Here is a 19,116-nt window from a genome sequence, read left to right as displayed (position 1 = left end):
TAATAAGATACCCAATCTAGCAAACTGCTAATCATCCAATTTTTGGTCTGGAGGCAACTTTTTCTTGCTTGAAGTTCCGTTTGACGGAGAGAACCTGCATCACGATCATCAAAAGATTCACAGCTATCAATACAAAGATGGAATAAGAAAAGCTTCCGGTCATATCATTGACAGCCCCTAGAATAACAGGGCCGAATGATCCGAGGATATAGCCGACTGACTGCACCATGGCAGACCAGGAGGCTGCTGCCTGATGGGTTGTTGTCACATCGATCGGAAGCAGCAAATTCATTGCGAACAAACCGCCAGCCCCGAGGCCGATGAAACAAGCTGCCAGCCAAGGCAGGAAGGATAAGGAGATCATCCCAAAGCCGATCAATTCGAATAGGGCGGCCGTTACAAGCCAGAAGAGACGGCTTGGAATCTTCTTCAGCAGATAAGGTATGGCTAAGTTAGCTGGTACTTGCAGAAGCATGAATATGACGAGCAAGTTGGCCGCATAGATTTTGCTGTACCCCATATTTTCTACAATAGGGGGGAGCCAAGCAGTCAACGAATAGAAAATAAACGACATACCACCGAAGGAAAAGGTAAGCAGCCAGGCATTCCACTGGTTCCAAGGCAGTTTCTCTGCGCCGCCGAATGTTTGGATTGCCCTATCCTTCTTTTTTTGAGGCAATACGACGAGGACCCATATTATGATTGCTACCAGAGCTAATAATGACCAGGCAGCCAAAGAGACTTGCCAGGAATCAACTATGTGCTGAATCGGTGCTGCACCCCCGGAAGCCATGCCAGCACCAACAGCTAAGGCAGCAGTATAAATGCTGATCATAAACGCGCTACTATTAGGAAAGTACTTTTTGATAAACCCGGAAAGCAGGGGGCTTGCAGCTGCAATACCGATACCTGCCAGGAATGCAGTTAATAGAAGGAAGAAGGAAGTATGAGTGAACAGGCGAATGATGGTACCAATGCCAATGACAGCTAAGGACCAGCCGATCACATATTCAAGCGAGAAGCGATTGGCCAACTTGGCGGCAACCGGTGAGAAGATCCCCATACATAAAACGGGTATGGAAGTGAGCAGACTTGCGCTGGATGCATTCATATGTAATTCCGATTGAATGATTTCAATAAGCGGTGAAATGGAGTTGATTGCCGGGCGTAAATTCAGTGCTGCTGCGAATAAAGCGATGCCTAACCAGATATACGTTGATTTCTTCATAAGCTGTACCCCCGTCAGTATGGAATTATCTTATTGTAAACCTTGTTAGAGGGAGCTGCAATGCACCCATGTTTAAATTACAGTAAGATAGTGGAAAAAAGAATGAAAAGGGGGAAGTATCATGGGATTGAATCCAAAAATACAAGCATTTTTGAAAGAAGTGAATGCTCAGCCGATACAGCTTGAAACTGTCTCACCCGAACAGTTTCGCAACCAAGCCAGAATGCAGGATGATGGACCGAAACAAGAAGTAGCTAAAGTTGAAGACAGTCGAATCGAATTAAATGATCGGGCGCTGCCGATCCGCATCTATCGTTCTGAAAACAAGGTGCAGCCAGCACTGGTCTTTTATCATGGCGGCGGCTGGGTTGTCGGCAGCATTGAATCACATGATGCAACTTGCCGTGAGATTGCCAATCTGGCAGATTGTACAGTGATCTCGGTAGATTACCGGCTGGCACCGGAACATAAATTCCCGGCAGCAGTGGAAGATGCGTATGATTCCTACCAATGGATAACCGCCAATGCAGAAGGATTAGGAATCGAACTCAACAAAATAGCTGTCGGAGGGGATAGTGCAGGTGGGAATCTGGCAACAGTTGCATGTCTGCTGGCAGAAGAAAGAAGCGGACATAAACCTGTATTCCAATTGCTTCTATACCCATCGACGGGATATATCGGAGAAGAGCCGGCTTCGTTGCGTGAAAATGCGGAAGGCTTTTTATTGACCAAACGTTTAATGAATTGGTTCCGCAGTCATTATTACCGGACGGAAGCAGACCGTCTTAATCCATATGCATCGCCTGTTCATTCTGAGCTGCTCCATACATTGCCGCCTGCAGCTATCTTGACAGCTCAATATGATCCGTTGCGGGATGAAGCACTGGCTTATGCTGAACAGCTAAAGCAGGAGGGTGTCGATGTTTTCGTGAAGAATTACGAAGGGCTGATCCATGGGTTTGCTGGTTTTACAGCTCAAGTAGAGGAAGCGCATCAAGCTGTCGCAGAAGGAGCTTCTCAGCTGAGACAAGCTCTGTATAAATGATCGTGTGCCGTTATCCTTCCTAGGAGAAGTCTAAAATCATACAAGCATTGTAATAGAAAAACCGTACTTAAATCTTCACAAAGAAGATCTCACTTAGTACGGTTTTTGATTTGGGTAAAGCACTTATGTCTAAAGTCTCTGTAGCTCTTACAATAACCAAATTCCGATGATGGTAGAAAGTAAAAGTCCGGTAACGACTGGGATAAAACATTGCCGCACTAATTCCATTACTGGTACCCGTGCAAATCCAGCGATCGCTACAATAGAAGACCAGGCAATCAGCGTGCCGCCACCCACCCAAACCGCTCCCATTTGTCCAATTGCAGCAAGCGTAGAGGCATCCATACCGACAGCAGGTGCTAGGGCGCCTGAAAGGGCCCCGACGAGAGGGAGCCCGGAAAAGCCTGAACCGTCCAGTCCAGTTACCATGCCGACTATCAGTAAACCAAATCCGGCGAAAATAGGATTCTCTGGAATATAGTGCTGACCAGCTTCTACTAAATCAAAGAGAAAGGAAGGAGCCTGCGCCGCATCTTCCAGACCGAATATCCTGGCAGATATTTCTCCGCTTCCTAAAAAGAAAAATCCTGCAATCGGAATTACTGGTCCCATTGCCCGGAAAGCAAAGGTGAAGCCGTCTACCAAGTGGTCACTCACATTATGCAAGGATTGTTTCCAATTGTAAGCGACTGCTGCTGCAATCATAAGAAGGATAGCAGCACCTCCAATTAAAGCAGCACCTGCCCCGCCCTCAAGAGAAGCTGTATTGCTGAAGGCCGTATAGGCCATGTAGATAACGACAACAAGAAAGGCAGCAGGCACCAGAATTGCAAACAAGACACTGAACCTCGGGTTATTACCTGAATGAGCTTCACTGGACGCATCGTTCCCATTCCATCTTTCCAGATGCACATTGGAAGGGGCAGAGACTTTTTTTCGAATACGGAAGTATGCCAGCAGCAAGGCTGTGATACCGGTGATAAGCGATAATATAAGCGCTTTGTCTGCCACCGCTGCTGTCTCTACACCAGCGGCTGTTGCACTCAGCATTGGTGCGATTTTAATAATATAGTCAGCAGAAAGGGCCATACCTTGGCCGGAAATCGCCATTGCCACACCAGTTGCTAGTGGCGGCAGACCGGCTTTTATTGCAACAGGGAGCAGAATTGCACCTACGAGCGGTACGGCAGGTGTAGGCCAAAAGAATAGGGAAATACAGTACGTAATGAATGCCAATACCCAAAAGGAAGTATGGCCGTTAGTCATAATATAACCAAAAGGACGGATCATCCGTTCATCAGCCCGTAATGCTTTTAAAGACTGCAGCAAAGCAGTCATAACGGTAATAATTAAGAAGATATTAAATAGTTCCGAGGCAGCTGTGAGACTTGCGCTGAAGGTTGCCTGCAGTCCCTCTACAAGCGTCCCCGTATACGTCCAACCTACTAAGAAGGTCATCAATAATGCTGGAACCAGCACATTCTGCCGAACTAGCATCGTTAAAATAATCAAAAGTGTTCCTGCCAGATACATCCAATGGGCCATTGTCAGGTCTGTCAAGCGGGGGTTCCTCCTTCATCTCATCATGTGCCATAGCCTATGTAAGACAGAAGGTACCGGTGACTATTGCTTTATTGGAGCGTGTAAATGAATGGGAGGATTCCCCTATGTGTGCAATGTATGAAAGCTAACGAGGAAACAACCGGAAAATACGCCAGCAGCAAATGATATCTATCAGAACGAATAAAAAAAATCATGAAAGCGTTGACAATAATCCGCTTACATGATAAATTGAGTGTGTAATACAAACAACCGAATACAACTATCCTTTAGGATTGTTACTGATAAGCAGGCAAAACCTAAATTATATTCCGAAGACAGAGGAAACTCTGTGCACGGGGTGTAGTTTGGGTTTTTTTGTGTACCAAACCTTGAGCTTATCAAAGAAAAAAGGATAAAGGCGGCATCCTTTATCCTCACTATAATATCCCCGAATGGAGGGTCTATCATGAATCATCGTAAAACAGCAGAAGAAATTTTGCAATTGGTAGGCGGAGAATCGAACGTACAAAATGTCATCCATTGTATGACACGCCTTCGCTTCAACTTGTACGATAACAGTAAAGCAGATCGGCAAGCATTGGAGCAGGTAGATGGTGTTCTTGGCTCCAATATCAGCGGCAGTCAGTTTCAGCTGATTATCGGCAATGAGGTACCTAAGGTTTATAAGGAAATTATAGCAAATAGCAATTTAAGTGAATCAAAGAGTACAGAGGGCGAAGAATCGAAACAAAAGAAAAATGTAATCAGCTCTATCTTCGACGTTATTTCCGGTGTATTCACGCCGATTCTGCCAGCTATCGCTGGTGCCGGTATGATCAAAGGTATTGCGGCGTTGCTAGTGACATTCGGGTGGCTGCAAGAAGCCTCCCAGACGTATCAAATCCTGACTGTAATCGGAGACGGTGCATTCTACTTCCTGCCGATACTTCTGGCAATCAGTGCAGCACGTAAATTCGGCTCCAATCCGTATGTGGCAGCTGCGATAGGAGCAGCCATCCTGCATCCGACGCTGACTGCTATGTTCGCAGAAGGAGGATCCATCTCCTTTGTAGGATTGCCAGTAACAGTCGCAACCTATTCATCTACGGTTATACCAATCTTGCTGGCTATCTGGATTGCGTCTTATGTGGAGAAATGGGTAGACCGTGTAACACATGCTTCCTTAAAACTGATTGTTGTCCCGACAGTTACTTTGTTAGTTGTAGTTCCAGTTACCTTGATTACAGTAGGGCCACTTGGAGCTATAGCCGGTAACTACTTGTCTACGGGAACAAACTTCTTATTCCAGAATGCTGGAATAATCGCTATGATCCTGCTTGCAGGAACGTTCTCACTTATCATCATAACTGGTATGCATTACGCACTTGTGCCAATTATGCTGAATAATATTGCAGTAAATGGATTTGATTATATGATTCCAGCCATGTTCCTTGCCAACTTTGGACAAGCTGGTGCTGCATTCGCGGTTGCAATGCGATCTAAAAACAAAAAATTCAAGTCTTTGTCCTTCACAACTGCTTTAACAGCAACTATGGGTGTTACAGAGCCTGCTATGTACGGGGTTAATATGCGATTGAAGAAACCATTCGTTGCAGCCTTGATCGGTGCTGCAGCCGGTGGATTACTATATGCACTTACGGATGTAAAAGCCTATATCGTTGCCGGTATGGCAGGACTTCCAGGTCTTCCGACTTTCGTAGGACCAGAGTTCATCTTTGCCATTCTTGGTCTAGTCCTGGCATTCGTTGCAGCAGCTATCATGACATGGATCATGGGCTTTGAAGAGGTTGCAGCACCTGCTGAGGAAACAACAACGACAGAAGAAAAAGCAGTAGATACAGCAGAAGAAACAGATTCTGAGAGAGCATCTGAAGTCATTGCTAGTCCGCTGACAGGAGAGGTTCGCTCGCTTGCTGAAGTAAGTGATCCGACATTTGCGCAGGAAATCATGGGTAAAGGTACAGCAATCTTTCCGACAGTAGGTGAAGTAGTGTCTCCTGTAGATGGTGAAGTAGTTACGTTATTCGCAACAAAACATGCTATTGGCTTAAGAAGTACAAATGGCTCTGAAGTTTTGATTCATGTCGGTATTGATACGGTGAAATTGAATGGGGAGCATTTCACAGCTCATATCGCCTCAGGTGATAAAGTTCAAACAGGACAAAAACTTGTATCCTTTGATATAGAAGCCATTCAAGCAGCAGGATATGACGTAATAACACCTATTATCATCACAAATACAGCTGAATATGAAGATATCACAGCACTTGCAGAAGGAACTATTAACAGCGGTGAAGCAATACTGGATTTGGCAGTTCCTGCAACTACATCAAAAGAAGCATCCTAAATCATAAAAGGAGAGATAGACTATGACAAATCAAACAGTATTTCCACAAGGATTCCTATGGGGCGGCGCAACGGCAGCTAACCAAATGGAAGGAGGCTTCCATGAAGGCAATAAGGGCTTGAATATCGCGGATGTACTTCCAGGCGGGAAAGAGCGTCTGCGCATCTTGGCAGAGCCAGGATTTGATTTTGAAATCGATACGGATAAATACTCGTACCCGAACCACGAAGCAATCGACTTTTATCATCGTTATAAAGAAGATATCGCGCTATTTGCGGAAATGGGCTTCAAAGTATTCCGTATGTCCATTGCCTGGACTCGTATTTTCCCGAAAGGCGATGAACTGAAGCCGAATGAGGAAGGGCTTGCTTTCTATGATCGTGTATTCGACGAGCTGCTTAAGCACGGTATTGAACCGGTTGTTACTATCTCTCACTATGAAATGCCAGTTAACCTAGTGAAAGAATATGGAGGCTGGAAGAGCCGTGAGGTCATTACGTTCTTCGAGCGTTATGCCAAAGCTGTTTTGGATCGCTACAAAGACAAAGTGAAATATTGGATGACATTCAATGAAATCAATAGCGGACTTATCATGCCGATCATGAGCCTAGGTTTCTCCATCCAGCCTGGTGAGCATAAGTACCAATCAGTAGTCCAAGGTCTGCATCATCAGTTTATTGCCAGTGCAAAAGCTGTCCAATACTGTCATGAAGTAAGTCCGGAGGCACAAATTGGCTGCATGATTATCTATGCACCAGTCTACGCTTATGACAGCAAGCCGGAAAATATCTTCTACGCAGATCAGGAAGCTCGCCTGTTCAACAACTACTGCGGAGACGTGATGGTACGCGGTGCTTATCCAGCTTTCGCTAAACGTTTCTTCAAGGAACAAGGCGTAGAGCTGCAAATTGAAGAAGGTGACTTGGAAACAATTCAAGCAGGAACAGTCGATTACATTGGTTTCAGCTACTACATGTCCCGCACAGAGAAAGCAGAAAAGAGCGATGATGAGAAGGCACAGGGCAATATCATGTCTGGTGTGAAAAACCCGTTCTTAAAAGCAAGCGACTGGGGCTGGGAAATCGATCCATTAGGTCTTCGTATTGCATTGAATGATATGTATGATCGCTATCAAGTGCCATTGTTCATCGTGGAAAACGGACTTGGAGCGTATGATAAAGTCGAAGAAGATGGCAGCATCAACGATGATTATCGCATCGAATACCTTCGTGATCATATCAAAGCGATGGGTGAAGCCATTGAAGATGGCGTGGATTTGATGGGTTATACAAGCTGGGGCTGCATTGACTTGGTAAGTGCCTCTACAGGGGAGTACTCTAAGCGTTATGGTTTCATCTATGTCGATAAGCATGATGATGGGAGCGGTACGTTGGAGCGAAGCCGGAAGAAATCGTTCCATTGGTATAAAGACGTGATTGAAACAAATGGTGCACAACTGTAAGCAGATGAAAACCTTATCCAGATGAACTGGATAAGGTTTTTTTCATAGAAAAAAGCATGCGCCGTGACGCATGCTTTTGCTTATTCCATCTTGAATTTCAGGAATAATTCATTATACTTAGCCAGGTTTTCTTTGCCGAGGTTCTCATATACTTCGAGACGATCTGTCAGTTCCGTCGGCGGGTAGAAGCGTTCATCATTGACCATTTCCTCCGGCATATATTGCAATGCTTCTTTGTTCGGAGTGGAGTAGCTTACATACTCGGTATTTTGTGCAGCGATCTTTGGATCGAGCATGAAGTTGATGAACTCATGTGCAGCGTCGATATTCTTGGCTGTCTTCGGAATGACCATATTATCGAACCATAGATTGGAGCCTTCTTCTGGAACGACATAGTCGAGATCCTCATTTTCAGCCATGATCTCAGATGCATCCCCAGACCACGTTATTCCGATGGAAACCTCTCCGGATGCCATCAGCAGCTTGTTTTCATCCCCAAGTAATGCTCTGACATTCGGTTTCAGACTGACCAGCTTGTCATAAGCTTCTTGTAAATGTTCTGGGTCTGTATCGTTGAGGGAGTAATGAAGGCTGTTAAGTCCCATTCCCATAATTTCACGCGCACCATCAATCAGCACGATTTTATTTTTTAAGGCCGGATCCCATAGATCCTCCCAGCTATTAAAATCGATACCTTCAATCTGCTTGGTATTGTACACAATACCAACAGTTCCCCAGAAATATGGTACAGAATATTCGTTTCCAGGATCAAACGTCAGATCCATGAATCGGGGATCGATATTTTTCAGGTTCGGTATCTTGCTGTGATCGATCGGCAGCAGCAAATCCTCTTCCTTCATTTTTTCAATCGTATATTCTGAAGGTACAGCAACATCATAGCTTGTTCCGCCCTGCTGTATCTTTGTCATCATTGCTTCATTCGAATCGAATGTTTCATAGACGACAGTAATACCTGTTTCTTTTTCAAAATCGTCAATTACTTCTGGATCAATATAGTCGCCCCAGTTATAAACAGTAAGCGTATTGCCGCCAGAGTAGCCTTGAGATGCATTCAAGCGCGAAATCGTAACAAGCAGAATAGCGCTCACAGCAACGATCACAACGGCTAAACGTATCAGCTGCTTCATTTGAGCACCTCCAGATCAGGTGATCGCTTGCCGCGGCGGGTAATAAAATAATAAATGACGACTATCAGCATTGTAACAAGGAAAATGATTGCTGAAAGTGCATTGATGGACAAGGAAATTCCCTGTCTTGCCAGGGAATAAATCTCGACGGACAATGTGGTGAAACCATTTCCTGTTACAAAGAACGTAACAGCAAAGTCATCGAGCGAATACGTAAGTGCCATGAAAAAGCCAGCGAATATACCTGGAGTGATATAAGGAATCACAACTTTAGTGATGACTTCCCAGCGTGATGCCCCCAAATCTCTTGCTGCATCAAGCAGAGAAGGACTCATCTCGGACAGCTTAGGCAGCACCATTAAAACGACAATCGGGATACTGAAAGCGATATGCGACAGCAGCACCGAATAAAATCCAAGCTGAATACCCGCGATCGTAAACAGGATGAGGAAGGAGGCACCGATGATGACATCCGGGCTCACAATCAAAATATTGTTCAGTGACAACAAGGTATACTTTGTTCGGCTGGAACGTATTTTATAGATCATAATCGCACCAAGCACACCGATGATTGTTGAAATCAAAGCGGAGAGGAGGGCAATGACGATGGTATTCAAAACAATGATCAACAGTCGAGTGTCTTGAAACAGCTCTTTGTACCAATCAAACGTAAAGTTCTCGAAATCATACATATTGCCGCCACTGTTGAACGAATAAAAGATCAGGTAAAAGATAGGCAAATACAATAGTGCAAACATAATGATCAGAAAAATTCGTGATAGGGGAGAAATTCTTTTATCCACGTGCTCTCCTCCTTTTTGTTCCCGTTAAAAGCATGATGATGAACATGAATATGATCAGGAAGACAGCAATTGTCGATCCCATACCCCAATTCTGTGTAACTAGAAATTGCTGTTCAATCGCAGTACCGAGTGAAATCACTTGGCTGCCGGCGATAAGTCGTGTGAGCATGAATAGAGATAAAGCTGGGATGAATGTAATCTGACAGCCTGCCTTCACACCATCAAGCGTCAAAGGAAAAACAATCCGGCGGAATGTCGTCCAGCGTGATGCCCCCAAATCATTCGCTGCATCTAAATAAGTAGGGTTCAGCTTATCCAGAGCATTGAAAATCGGCAATATCATAAATGGAATGAAAATATAGACAGAAACGAACACGAAACTGAAATCTGTGAAAAGAAGCTGCTTTGATCCGACGCCGATTGTTTCCAGAAATTTATTGACCATGCCGTATGTGCCAAAAATACCTAGGAATGCATATGCTTTTAATAATAGATTGATCCAGCTTGGGACAATGATCAATAAAAGCCATAATTGTTTATGCTTCAGCTTTGTAAGCAAATAAGCTGTCGGGTAAGCAAAGAGCAAAGTGATAAGCGTAATTAAAAATGCATACCAGAAGGAGCTTAATGTCATCTCCAGATAAATAGGCGTAAAGAAGTTCCGATAGTTAGTCAGGGAGAAATTCCCGTTCAAATCCTGAAAGGAATAATACAGGACCAATAGAATCGGTGCGATAACGAAGAAAGCAATCCAGATGACATAAGGAATCGTATACAGGTTGCGAGTCGTCTTATTCTCCATCGTCGTACGCCTCAAGTCGTTTATCGAACTCTTCCTCCGTCTCATTCAGACGCATCACGTGAATGGCTTCCGGATCGAATGCAAGTCCGATTTCCTCTCCGACAACAGCTTTCTTCGTAGAATGAACCAGCCATTCGTTACCAGCATCATCGTAGCTGGATATTTCGTAATGGACTCCGCGGAATAGCTGGGAATCCACTTTGACGCGCAGGTTACCAGCCTCTGCGCTTGTTATATGCAAATCCTCGGGACGGATGACAATTTCAACAGGTTCATTCGGCTGCAAACCCTGGTCGACACAGGCGAAACGTTTGCCGGTGAACTCCACTTCATAATCCCGAATCATCCGGCCATCCACAATGTTGGATTCTCCGATAAAGTCAGCCACAAAACGGTTGATCGGCTCATCATATATGTCTGTTGGTGTGCCGCTTTGTTCAATTTTGCCGTTGTTAAGGACAAATATCTCATCTGAGAGAGCCAGTGCCTCTTCCTGATCATGCGTTACAAAGATGAACGTGATACCTAGACGCTGCTGCATCTCACGCAATTCATACTGCATCTCTGTGCGCAATTTCAGGTCAAGTGCGGATAATGGCTCATCCAGCAAAATTACTTCGGGTTCGTTCACAACGGCTCGTGCAATTGCAACGCGCTGACGCTGCCCGCCAGACATTTCACTGATTTCTCGCTTTTCATATCCTGCCAGATTGACGAAACGCAATGCTTCTTTCACCTTTTCATCGATTTCCTTTTGAGGCATCTTTTTGATGCGCAGACCAAAGGCGACGTTTTCATATACATTTAGATGAGGGAATAGAGCATAATCCTGAAATACTGTGTTCACAGATCTTTTATTGGCAGGAATCTTATTCAAAGGCTTTCCATCAAATAACATCTCACCGGAAGTCATTTCTGTGAACCCTGCAATCAGACGTAAAATCGTCGTTTTTCCGCACCCTGAAGGACCTAAAAGGGTATAGAATTTACCACGCTCGATTTCGAAGCTGACATTGTCCAAAACGGTGGTATCTTTATCGTACTGTTTCATTACATTGTTGAATTGAATGATCGGTTTCTTTGTCATTGTCATCTCCCTTGTTTCTTTTCCGTATTTTTGACGCTAAAAATCTTGACGTACCATTATACGACATAAGAAGGCGCATTGAATAGAATTTTTTTACCGTGGAACATTTTGCTGTATGATACGTATATGTAGAAAACCAGTACGTATAGAGAGGGCGAGTTTTATGTCTGCAACAAGAACTATGAAGCTGATTACAGGAATTTTGGAGGCTGTTTTGGCGATTCCTGTCCTTGGCGGTATCATCATATTATCCAATGGATGGATGCCGCTGGTCATCATGCTGGTGCTTCACATCATCACGTTGGTGCTCGCTGTTCGGGTTCAGGGACCGCTCGCTGGCAGCATCATCGGAATTACCGCATCCGCTCTTGGATGGATACCTTTCGTTGGATGGATCCTGCACGCGGCAGCAGCTGTCGTATTGCTGGTAGAGACTTTCTCCAGACAGCTTCAGCGGCGATAATAATAGCATAACCATAATCGACAAAGACTGCCGTCTCTTAAGGCAGTCTTTTTGAGAAAGTTCGGAACACGCTTTACCTATTTTCTTCCATGCAAAAACGGCAACCCAACTGGATTGCCGTTTTTATTTATTAGTAAGGCAGTACAGGTGTGCGAGGAGATAGGAATGAAGCTCCGCGTTGATTACCCCAGATAGTACCGCCAACTTCTGGATCTACGTCAAATTCATCATCATCAAAACCAAAATCTCCATCGTCATCGAACCCAGGACCATCTGTCACAAATTGGCCAGTGATTCTTCGGCGATCTCCAGGGAGTCCTGGTCCGTAAACTCTCAAATCAAATCTAGGCATTCAATTCACCACCTTTCTAAAATAAGATATGAATGTGTCGTCAAACAGGCACGGCAGATGAAGGAGAAGATACGTCTAGTTTTGAATTTCAATTAACCAGTGAAAGCAATGCCGTAAAAGCTTTCCGGACCTACGCGAGTGGTTCCAAGCAAGTTGGATGAAATGAACGCAGTATACGTTAGTTGTCCGTTAACAGGCGGTGAAATATTCACATCAGCTGCAACGAAGTTGAATGCTTGCGGTCCAAGAATCTCGAGATCCAAGTTAGATTCTGCTGAGAAAACAACCGGATCAGATATTTGAGTACCGCGGACGATGGTGACACTGACAGTTGTCAAAGCTGGCAGAAGGGGTAGCTGCAACGAGATAATGCCGCTCATCTGCACTCGGATCGGAGTTGTCGTTCCGGCAGTGATAAGTCCAATCTGACCGAAAGCCTGCGGTGTACCAACTGTGACAGGAATGGAAATAGAGTTCGAGGTGCTGGCATTTTGGGATGTTCTAGCATCTAGTACTGTAACCAAGTTTATGTCCTCCCTTCATATAGAAGATACTGTAATATATGAACGTATCTTCATTCTGTAAAGGACAGCCATCTTGGTACAAGTTCACCGTTTCTATCAGTCTGGCATAGAAAGGGCTTTTTTATAGAGTTTTTCTGTGTTTTCCCCCATGTTTACTAATGACCATTGATTTCTTGCCCATTCCTTGGCTTGGGCTGCCAATCGCAGCCGCAGGGCAGGGTCAGCCAGCAAGCGAGCGAGCTGATTTGCCAGACTGGATGAATCACCAGCTTCTGAAAGTAATCCAGTAACACCTTCTTCAACCATTTCTGGCAGACCTCCCGCATTACTTACCACTACTGGTATACCACTCAGCTGCGCTTCCATGACAGAATGGGGCTGGGTATCCTGCAGGCTTGGCAGAACGAAGATATCAGCTGTCTCCAGGAAGTCCTTCACATTCGCCACAGAACCTAGTAAGCGGATGTCTGATAATAGATCCGCGTCCTCCATCTGATCGGTGAAGCGCTTGATCGCTTCTTCGAAACCATCACCAAGAATCCAGCATTCCCATTCCGTGTTGATTGCTTTCAGCTGACGCAGTGCCTCAATAAGCACATGCACGCCTTTTAACTGTACGAGCCGGCCGACAAAGAGTATGACAGGTTTCGTTGCAGCTGGTATTCGATCAAGCTGATGCGGGCGGCTGTTAAATGATGCAATATCCATCCCATATGGAAACTGGACAAATCGAGCTTCCGGAATCCGGTGCTGCTGGATCAGATTCTGCTTCGTAATATCTGCTTGCGTATGGACGAACTCACTAACGTGACAGCCAATATGTTCGAGATGTTCATGGTATTGATATTCCAAACTGCTGTATAGTTCTTCATCAGATTTTCTCGGATAAATGCCTTGGAGTGCCAGGAAAATTTCCTTCGTCAAATAGCCATGGACACTTGTGACAAGGGGAATGTGATCCGGCTTGATTCTTTTCATAGCATTAGCGGCAATCACATCCTGGGCGTGGATGACATCATATTTGGAAATATCCAAAGCAAGAGCTGTCAATTCCAGGCTGTAACGCAAGACCTCCGTCGTATGAATCCAGGAACCAGCTTCAAGATTCGGGAAGGCAGCAGAGAGCTCAGATTCAATATGAGGGCGAATATCGGCAACCTGGAAGGGAGCATCCTGACCGATGATTCGGTATTCTGATAGACTTTCCGTCTGTGCAAGGACATCAACATCATGTCCAATCCGTCTTAGTTCATTTGAAAGATTGTTCACGACTGTCCATAGGCCGCCGACATGCGGAAGCGGATAATAGGAAACAAGCAGTATTCTCATAATAGGCAGCCACCTTTAAGTTGTTTTGCGGTGATTTTCCATCAGCGGGAAGAAACGGACATCCGGAAGGGTATAGCCCGCTGGAGCCCGTTTGATCAGTAATTTGAATTGCTGTTTATCCATCATGTTGACTCCTTTTGATTGAACGATGCATATTTATCCAGGTATTCATCCAGTATTGGGCGGTAATAATCTTCTATTGTCTTGATTTCATGCTTAATTTGAGGCTGGAATCTGGATGTGCCGGACTCTGCGTGTGATCGGAAATGGATCAGCACTTCATCTATATAATGCATGTGGAAACCTGTGAGGAGCATCCGGAACCACATATCATAATCATGGGTATACAAAAAGCCCGGATTGAAAAGGCCAGTCGTGTCAAAGACATCTTTTCGCGCGACGATCGTACATCCGTTAACCGGGTTTTCCGTACGGAAAGATTCGTAGACTTCCTTCTCATTATTGGCAGGAGAAAAACGTTTGCCGCACCAAGGGTAAAAAACTTGATTATCTTTATCTATTAAATGGTAGTTCGCAAAACTTACAAGTGCGTTGTTGGCAAGCATATAGTTCATCTGCACTTGTATCTTCTCTGGCAGGAACATATCATCGGAGCTGAGCCAGGCGATATATTCTCCAGTGCTTTTTTCAATACCGAGATTCAAGGCGGTAGCTGTACCACCGTTTTCCTTCCGTACATACGTAATATGTTCCATATACGGTTCGAGCTTATCCATTTCAGTTGTGGACCCATCATCAACAAGCAGTACCTCAATGTTCGGATATGTTTGATCTAAGGCGCTTTGAATAGCATGAGGGACATATTTGTCATTATAAAATGGGATGATGATCGTTACTTTTGGCAGCAAGTCTGCTTCCTCCTCTAGTCGTCATAAAATCGCTGCTCCAGCATAAGCATGGTAAGGATGAACTTTGGCACGCCTAATGAAGGAGGCAGGACATGAAGGTGTTATTTGTGTTTTACGTACCGAGCGGCGGTGTTGAAACACTCAATAGACAACGGCGGGCAGCCCTGGAGCTTGTGGGTATCTCTTCACATTTTCTGTATTATGGGAAACGTCGGGACTTAGTAAATGACCATGGCGCGCCATTATATATTACGAATGAGGACACCGAACTCAAGCAAATATTTGATGAAAACGAGTTTGACGCGGCAATCGTAACCTCCGATTTTCTCAGCTTCCCGCGTTTTCGCAGGCTTGGCTTCAAGGGAAAACTGATTCTGGAAGTGCAGGGGTTCGGACCGAAGGAATTAGCTTATTCCCAATTGAAAATGGCTGTACCGATTGTGAATAACTATGCCAATGCTTTGCTGCATCCCATGACAGATCATATAGCAGATATCTATCAGGAGTTCTATCCGAATACGCCGACATTTGCTTTTGATAATTGCTTTGATGCAAGCGCCTTTACCTACTTGCCCGGAACTGCAGCAAAAAAACCTATCATTGCTTGGATTGGCAGAATTGAAGACAATAAGAATTGGCGTGAATTTTTGAAAATCGGTCATAAGCTGCTTACAGAACTGCGGCCGGATTTGCAGCTTTATATGTTCCATGATCCTTCTTTAGCGGAACCTAATGAGAATATTGCTTTTGAACAAATGCTGGACAGCTTGCAGCTGAGGAGTCATGTCTCCATCCTGCCAGATGTCCCGCATCAAGATATGTCGTATTATTTTTCCTTAATTGCTGATTCCGGCGGCTTCCTATTGGCCACTTCCAAAGTCGAAGGAGCTGGATATGCTGTGCTGGAAGCAATCAGCTGCGGCTGTCCAGTCGTTACGACAGATTCAGATGGCGTCAGAAGAGCAGTCATTCATAATGAAACTGGCAAGTACTATCAAATCGGCGACATGGATTCCGCACTTCGGGAAGCAAAGGAAATGATGGAAAACACCGAGCTCCGTAATCGGATACGGGAAAACGCCATCCGCCATGTAAAGGAGCGTTTCCATTACTCTGCGTACGCAGCATCATTCAAACAGATGCTGCTTGCATTAGGTGTTCAGGATGATAGCAAAGGGTAATATTTTCTTTGTTCTTCGAGCATCTCGCGAAAAGATGGTACAGCATATGCTGGTGAAACCCTTGTGTTTACAATTGTCCGATCCAATACATGGACGTCGTCTGGAATGATCTGGACGTCGTCTTTTTCGTATACACTTTTTAATAACAGCAGCAAGTCAAGCTTGCTGATCGTATCTGAAGGACATAAATGAAAAAGACCGCTCGTCTTCTGCTGAATAAAGAAATGAGTCGCTTTTGCTAATTCAAGCGTTGTTACCCCATTCCAGAAAACACGTTCGTAACCTTTTATCTCGCCGCTTTGACTCATGAACCAATGAAAGAGGCCGATGCCATCGTCTTTCAACTCAGGTCCGATGATGGAAGTGCGAATAGTGAGGTGAGGAGCAGTTGTTACTTCGCCGAGCTGCTTAGATTGGGCGTAGACAGAATTTCCATCCCGGAAATCAGATTCTGTGTAACGTCCTTTATCACCTGAAAATACGCAATCTGTACTGATTTGAATCAGGCGTCCTTGCTGCCTTTCCATGAAAGCGGCAAGCTGGTGAGGCAGTAAGCTATTGACGCGGAAAGCGAGCAAGGGATCCTGTTCAGCAGCTGCGTTCAAGATACCGGTACAGTTGATCACAATATCAGGGTTCTCAGAAGCTATTAGTTTCTCTAGGGAAATTGTATCCGTAACATCAAGATAAATACTGCTCTTATCCGTCTTGTCGCGGGATGTGAAGCGGACCTCATATTCCGGCTGTCTGCGCAGGTACTCATACATCACATGTCCTGCCATACCTTTACCGCCGAGGATAAGTATCTTTGTCATCAGATAAAACCGCCTTTGGATAGCATGGTCTTGATTTCCTCCATGGATAGCAGGTTTTGGCTGGAGTTGTAGTTGGTGATTTCCACCTTCTTGTAGTCTTTGTACCGTTTCTTTATCGCTTCGGATTTGATATCCGGTAGAATGACGAAGTAGCGCTCATCATAAAGAATGGCAGAGTGGCTTTCATTTACAGTCAAAAGCAGCTCGTGGATCTTTTCACCCGGTCGAATACCTAGTATTTCGAATTCTACGTCGGTACTGCCGGATGATTCCATCAGGACTTTTGCCAAATCGGTAATTTTGATTGCCGGCATTTTCATAATGAATATCTCTCCGCCGACTGCTTCGGAAGTAGCTTTGAAAACAAGTTTGATGGCATCTTCGACAGTCAAGAAGAAGCGGGTCATATTGGGATCTGTTATCCCGATTTTTCCCTTTTGCTTTATAGCCTTTTTGAAAACGTGGATGACACTTCCATTTGTGCCGAGTACATTCCCGCCGCGGATGCAGACGAATGTCGTATTGGCGTGCAACGTATTGGCATGCGTGATCAGCCGTTCCCCCATTGCTTTGGACAATCCATAGAAATTGGCTGGATCAGAAGCTTTGTCTGTGGAAATATAGATGACTTTATCAACGTTATGGTGAATAGCAGCCTCGATGACGTTCTGGGTTCCGATAACATTTGTCTTGAGTGCTTCCAGTGGTTGATCTTCACAAACGGGCACGTGTTTCAGTGCAGCCAGGTGGAATACATAATCTGCTCCGTCCGTAGCCTCGATTAATGCATCCCGATCCCGGATATCGCCTATTTTGAAGTGAAGTTTAGGATTATTATTGAATTCCTGCTTCATTGTGAATTGATGGGATTCATTACGGGAGAAAATCCGTATTTCCTTAGGGTCATGGAGCAGCAGCTGTTTTACAAGCTCATACCCCCAAGAACCCGTTCCCCCTGTAATGAAAATTGTTTTATCCTTATACAATCTCCAAACCTCCTAAAAGAATTTTAATCACTTTATCCGAAACGTGGGAATCTGCATATCCTGCAGGGAACTCCCAATCTTTTGAACTGGCAGCCATAATCATGGCGGACCGCTCGATAGCTGCTGCGTCAATGCCAGATACCATGTTGCTGCCGCATGCAACCGTTTCAGGACGTTCTGTCGTTTTGCGGACAGTAACAGTTGGGACGCGGAAAAGGCAGCATTCTTCCTGTACAGTGCCGCTATCAGTCAGGGCAAGGAAGGCGTACTTTTCTAATGTGACGAAGTCAAAAAAGCCGAAAGGTTCGTAGAATTCGACGAGTGGACTAAGTGTCAATTCGTCCGTTTTTGTGATTTTGGACTTTGTGCGCGGATGGATGCTGCATATCATCCGTTTTTGAAGATTCTCTGCTGTCTCACTTAAACCAAGAAGGATCTCACGTAGCCGATCGGGGTGATCGACATTTTCCGCCCGATGGATAGTCGTCAGAAGATACTCTTTGTTCTTCAGCTTAAGCTCTTTCAATATCCGGCTCTTGCGAATGTCAGAATCATAGTGTTTCAATACTTCATAAATTGGATTGCCGGATACGATAACACGTTTTGCAGGCAGACCTTCACGCAGCAGATTTTCCCTGCTTCCGGGCGTGTACGGTAAATTGAGGCTGGAGATTGCATCAATGACCCGCCGGTTTTTCTCTTCCGGCACCTCTAAGTCAAAACAGCGATTGCCCGCCTCCATATGAACTACCGGTATGTGCATCCGCTCAGCAAGCAAAGCGCTTAGTGCACTATTGGTGTCTCCGAGAACAAGTACTTTGTCAGGTTTTTCATCGAGCAGGATCGCTTCCATTTCCTTATACATGGTTGCGAGCTGTTCCCCTAGTGTCTGCTGGCTTTGCGACAAGATATAGTCTGGTTTTCGAATCTGCATTTCAGTGAAGAATACATCACTCAAGGTGGAGGTGTAATTCTGGCCTGTGTGTACGAGAATATGCTTATCTGCGAGCAGATCCAGTTTTTTGATAATGAGAGACAGTCGGATTATTTCTGGTCGTGTTCCTAAAACAGTTAAAACCTTCACAAATAACCTCCTTTAAAACCGCTGTTTT

At 44.9% G+C, this 19,116-nt stretch carries 18 protein-coding genes; 5 read left to right on the top strand and 13 right to left on the bottom strand.

Annotation, left to right across the window (positions count from 1 at the left end; translation table 11 throughout):
- Positions 1 to 31 precede the first annotated feature (31 nt).
- Positions 32 to 1,228, bottom strand: coding sequence for an MFS transporter (locus ABXS78_RS15845; RefSeq protein WP_366248014.1), 1,197 nt, complete (start codon positions 1,226 to 1,228; stop codon positions 32 to 34).
- Positions 1,229 to 1,349: 121 nt separating this feature from the next.
- On the opposite strand from ABXS78_RS15845, the gene ABXS78_RS15840 reads away from it, so the two are divergent.
- Positions 1,350 to 2,273, top strand: coding sequence for an alpha/beta hydrolase (locus tag ABXS78_RS15840; protein WP_366248013.1), 924 nt, complete (start codon positions 1,350 to 1,352; stop codon positions 2,271 to 2,273).
- A 147-nt stretch (positions 2,274 to 2,420) separates the two neighbouring features.
- On the opposite strand, the gene ABXS78_RS15835 is transcribed toward ABXS78_RS15840, so the two are convergent.
- Positions 2,421 to 3,833, bottom strand: a complete 1,413-nt coding sequence (locus tag ABXS78_RS15835; RefSeq protein ID WP_366248012.1) for a hypothetical protein — start codon at positions 3,831 to 3,833, stop codon at positions 2,421 to 2,423.
- Positions 3,834 to 4,281: 448 nt separating this feature from the next.
- Here ABXS78_RS15835 and ABXS78_RS15830 point away from each other — a divergent pair, with 448 nt between their 5' ends.
- Positions 4,282 to 6,183, top strand: a complete 1,902-nt coding sequence (locus ABXS78_RS15830) for a beta-glucoside-specific PTS transporter subunit IIABC (RefSeq protein ID WP_366248011.1) — start codon at positions 4,282 to 4,284, stop codon at positions 6,181 to 6,183.
- Between the two features lie 22 nt (positions 6,184 to 6,205).
- Positions 6,206 to 7,645: a glycoside hydrolase family 1 protein gene (locus tag ABXS78_RS15825; protein WP_366248010.1), complete on the top strand. Its 1,440-nt coding sequence runs from the start codon at positions 6,206 to 6,208 to the stop codon at positions 7,643 to 7,645.
- Positions 7,646 to 7,725: 80 nt separating this feature from the next.
- On the opposite strand, the gene ABXS78_RS15820 is transcribed toward ABXS78_RS15825, so the two are convergent.
- The 4 genes from ABXS78_RS15820 to ABXS78_RS15805 are packed head-to-tail and all read right to left on the bottom strand — an operon-like array spanning position 7,726 to position 11,485.
- Entirely contained in the window at positions 7,726 to 8,793 is a 1,068-nt protein-coding gene (locus tag ABXS78_RS15820; protein ID WP_366248009.1) for an ABC transporter substrate-binding protein, read from the bottom strand.
- The gene (locus tag ABXS78_RS15815; RefSeq protein WP_366248008.1) at positions 8,790 to 9,596 is read right to left on the bottom strand and encodes an ABC transporter permease; all 807 of its coding nucleotides are present in this window, start codon (positions 9,594 to 9,596) and stop codon (positions 8,790 to 8,792) included. The genes ABXS78_RS15820 and ABXS78_RS15815 overlap by 4 nt, the downstream gene beginning before the upstream one ends.
- The gene (locus ABXS78_RS15810; RefSeq protein WP_366248007.1) at positions 9,589 to 10,398 is read right to left on the bottom strand and encodes an ABC transporter permease; all 810 of its coding nucleotides are present in this window, start codon (positions 10,396 to 10,398) and stop codon (positions 9,589 to 9,591) included. Before ABXS78_RS15810 ends, ABXS78_RS15815 begins: the two co-directional genes overlap by 8 nt.
- Complete coding sequence (locus ABXS78_RS15805; protein ID WP_366248005.1) at positions 10,388 to 11,485, bottom strand: ABC transporter ATP-binding protein; 1,098 nt, start codon at positions 11,483 to 11,485, stop codon at positions 10,388 to 10,390. The genes ABXS78_RS15810 and ABXS78_RS15805 overlap by 11 nt, the downstream gene beginning before the upstream one ends.
- Positions 11,486 to 11,648: 163 nt before the next feature.
- Between ABXS78_RS15805 and ABXS78_RS15800 the strand changes: the two genes are divergently transcribed.
- Positions 11,649 to 11,948 carry a hypothetical protein gene (locus tag ABXS78_RS15800; protein WP_366248004.1) on the top strand — a complete coding sequence of 100 codons (300 nt, stop codon included), beginning with the start codon at positions 11,649 to 11,651 and terminating at the stop codon, positions 11,946 to 11,948.
- Between the two features lie 130 nt (positions 11,949 to 12,078).
- On the opposite strand, the gene ABXS78_RS15795 is transcribed toward ABXS78_RS15800, so the two are convergent.
- The 4 genes from ABXS78_RS15795 to ABXS78_RS15780 form a co-directional block, all read right to left on the bottom strand.
- Positions 12,079 to 12,300: a hypothetical protein gene (locus ABXS78_RS15795; protein ID WP_366248003.1), complete on the bottom strand. Its 222-nt coding sequence runs from the start codon at positions 12,298 to 12,300 to the stop codon at positions 12,079 to 12,081.
- A 92-nt stretch (positions 12,301 to 12,392) separates the two neighbouring features.
- Positions 12,393 to 12,824: a hypothetical protein gene (locus ABXS78_RS15790; RefSeq protein ID WP_366248002.1), complete on the bottom strand. Its 432-nt coding sequence runs from the start codon at positions 12,822 to 12,824 to the stop codon at positions 12,393 to 12,395.
- Positions 12,825 to 12,920: 96 nt separating this feature from the next.
- On the bottom strand, positions 12,921 to 14,153 hold the full coding sequence (locus ABXS78_RS15785) for a glycosyltransferase family 4 protein (protein ID WP_366248001.1): 1,233 nt from the start codon (positions 14,151 to 14,153) through the stop codon (positions 12,921 to 12,923).
- A gap of 122 nt (positions 14,154 to 14,275) precedes the next feature.
- A complete protein-coding gene (locus ABXS78_RS15780; protein WP_366248000.1) occupies positions 14,276 to 15,022 on the bottom strand; it encodes a glycosyltransferase in 747 nt (248 codons plus the stop codon).
- A 92-nt stretch (positions 15,023 to 15,114) separates the two neighbouring features.
- Between ABXS78_RS15780 and ABXS78_RS15775 the strand changes: the two genes are divergently transcribed.
- Entirely contained in the window at positions 15,115 to 16,203 is a 1,089-nt protein-coding gene (locus tag ABXS78_RS15775; protein ID WP_366247999.1) for a glycosyltransferase family 4 protein, read from the top strand.
- On the opposite strand, the gene ABXS78_RS15770 is transcribed toward ABXS78_RS15775, so the two are convergent.
- The 3 genes from ABXS78_RS15770 to wecB are packed head-to-tail and all read right to left on the bottom strand — an operon-like array spanning position 16,182 to position 19,088.
- Positions 16,182 to 17,018, bottom strand: a complete 837-nt coding sequence (locus tag ABXS78_RS15770; protein WP_366247998.1) for an SDR family oxidoreductase — start codon at positions 17,016 to 17,018, stop codon at positions 16,182 to 16,184. The genes ABXS78_RS15775 and ABXS78_RS15770 overlap by 22 nt on opposite strands.
- A complete protein-coding gene (locus ABXS78_RS15765) occupies positions 17,018 to 18,004 on the bottom strand; it encodes a polysaccharide biosynthesis protein (protein WP_366247997.1) in 987 nt (328 codons plus the stop codon). Before ABXS78_RS15765 ends, ABXS78_RS15770 begins: the two co-directional genes overlap by 1 nt.
- Positions 17,997 to 19,088: a UDP-N-acetylglucosamine 2-epimerase (non-hydrolyzing) gene (gene wecB, locus ABXS78_RS15760; RefSeq protein WP_366247996.1), complete on the bottom strand. Its 1,092-nt coding sequence runs from the start codon at positions 19,086 to 19,088 to the stop codon at positions 17,997 to 17,999. The genes ABXS78_RS15765 and wecB overlap by 8 nt, the downstream gene beginning before the upstream one ends.
- Positions 19,089 to 19,116 lie beyond the last annotated feature (28 nt).

The organism is Terribacillus aidingensis (genome assembly GCF_040703035.1).
In the GTDB taxonomy this organism is placed as follows: Bacteria; Bacillota; Bacilli; order Bacillales; family Amphibacillaceae; genus Terribacillus.
The sequence above is the reverse complement of the archived record's forward strand: the minus strand, read 5'-3'. Positions and strand labels throughout refer to the sequence as shown.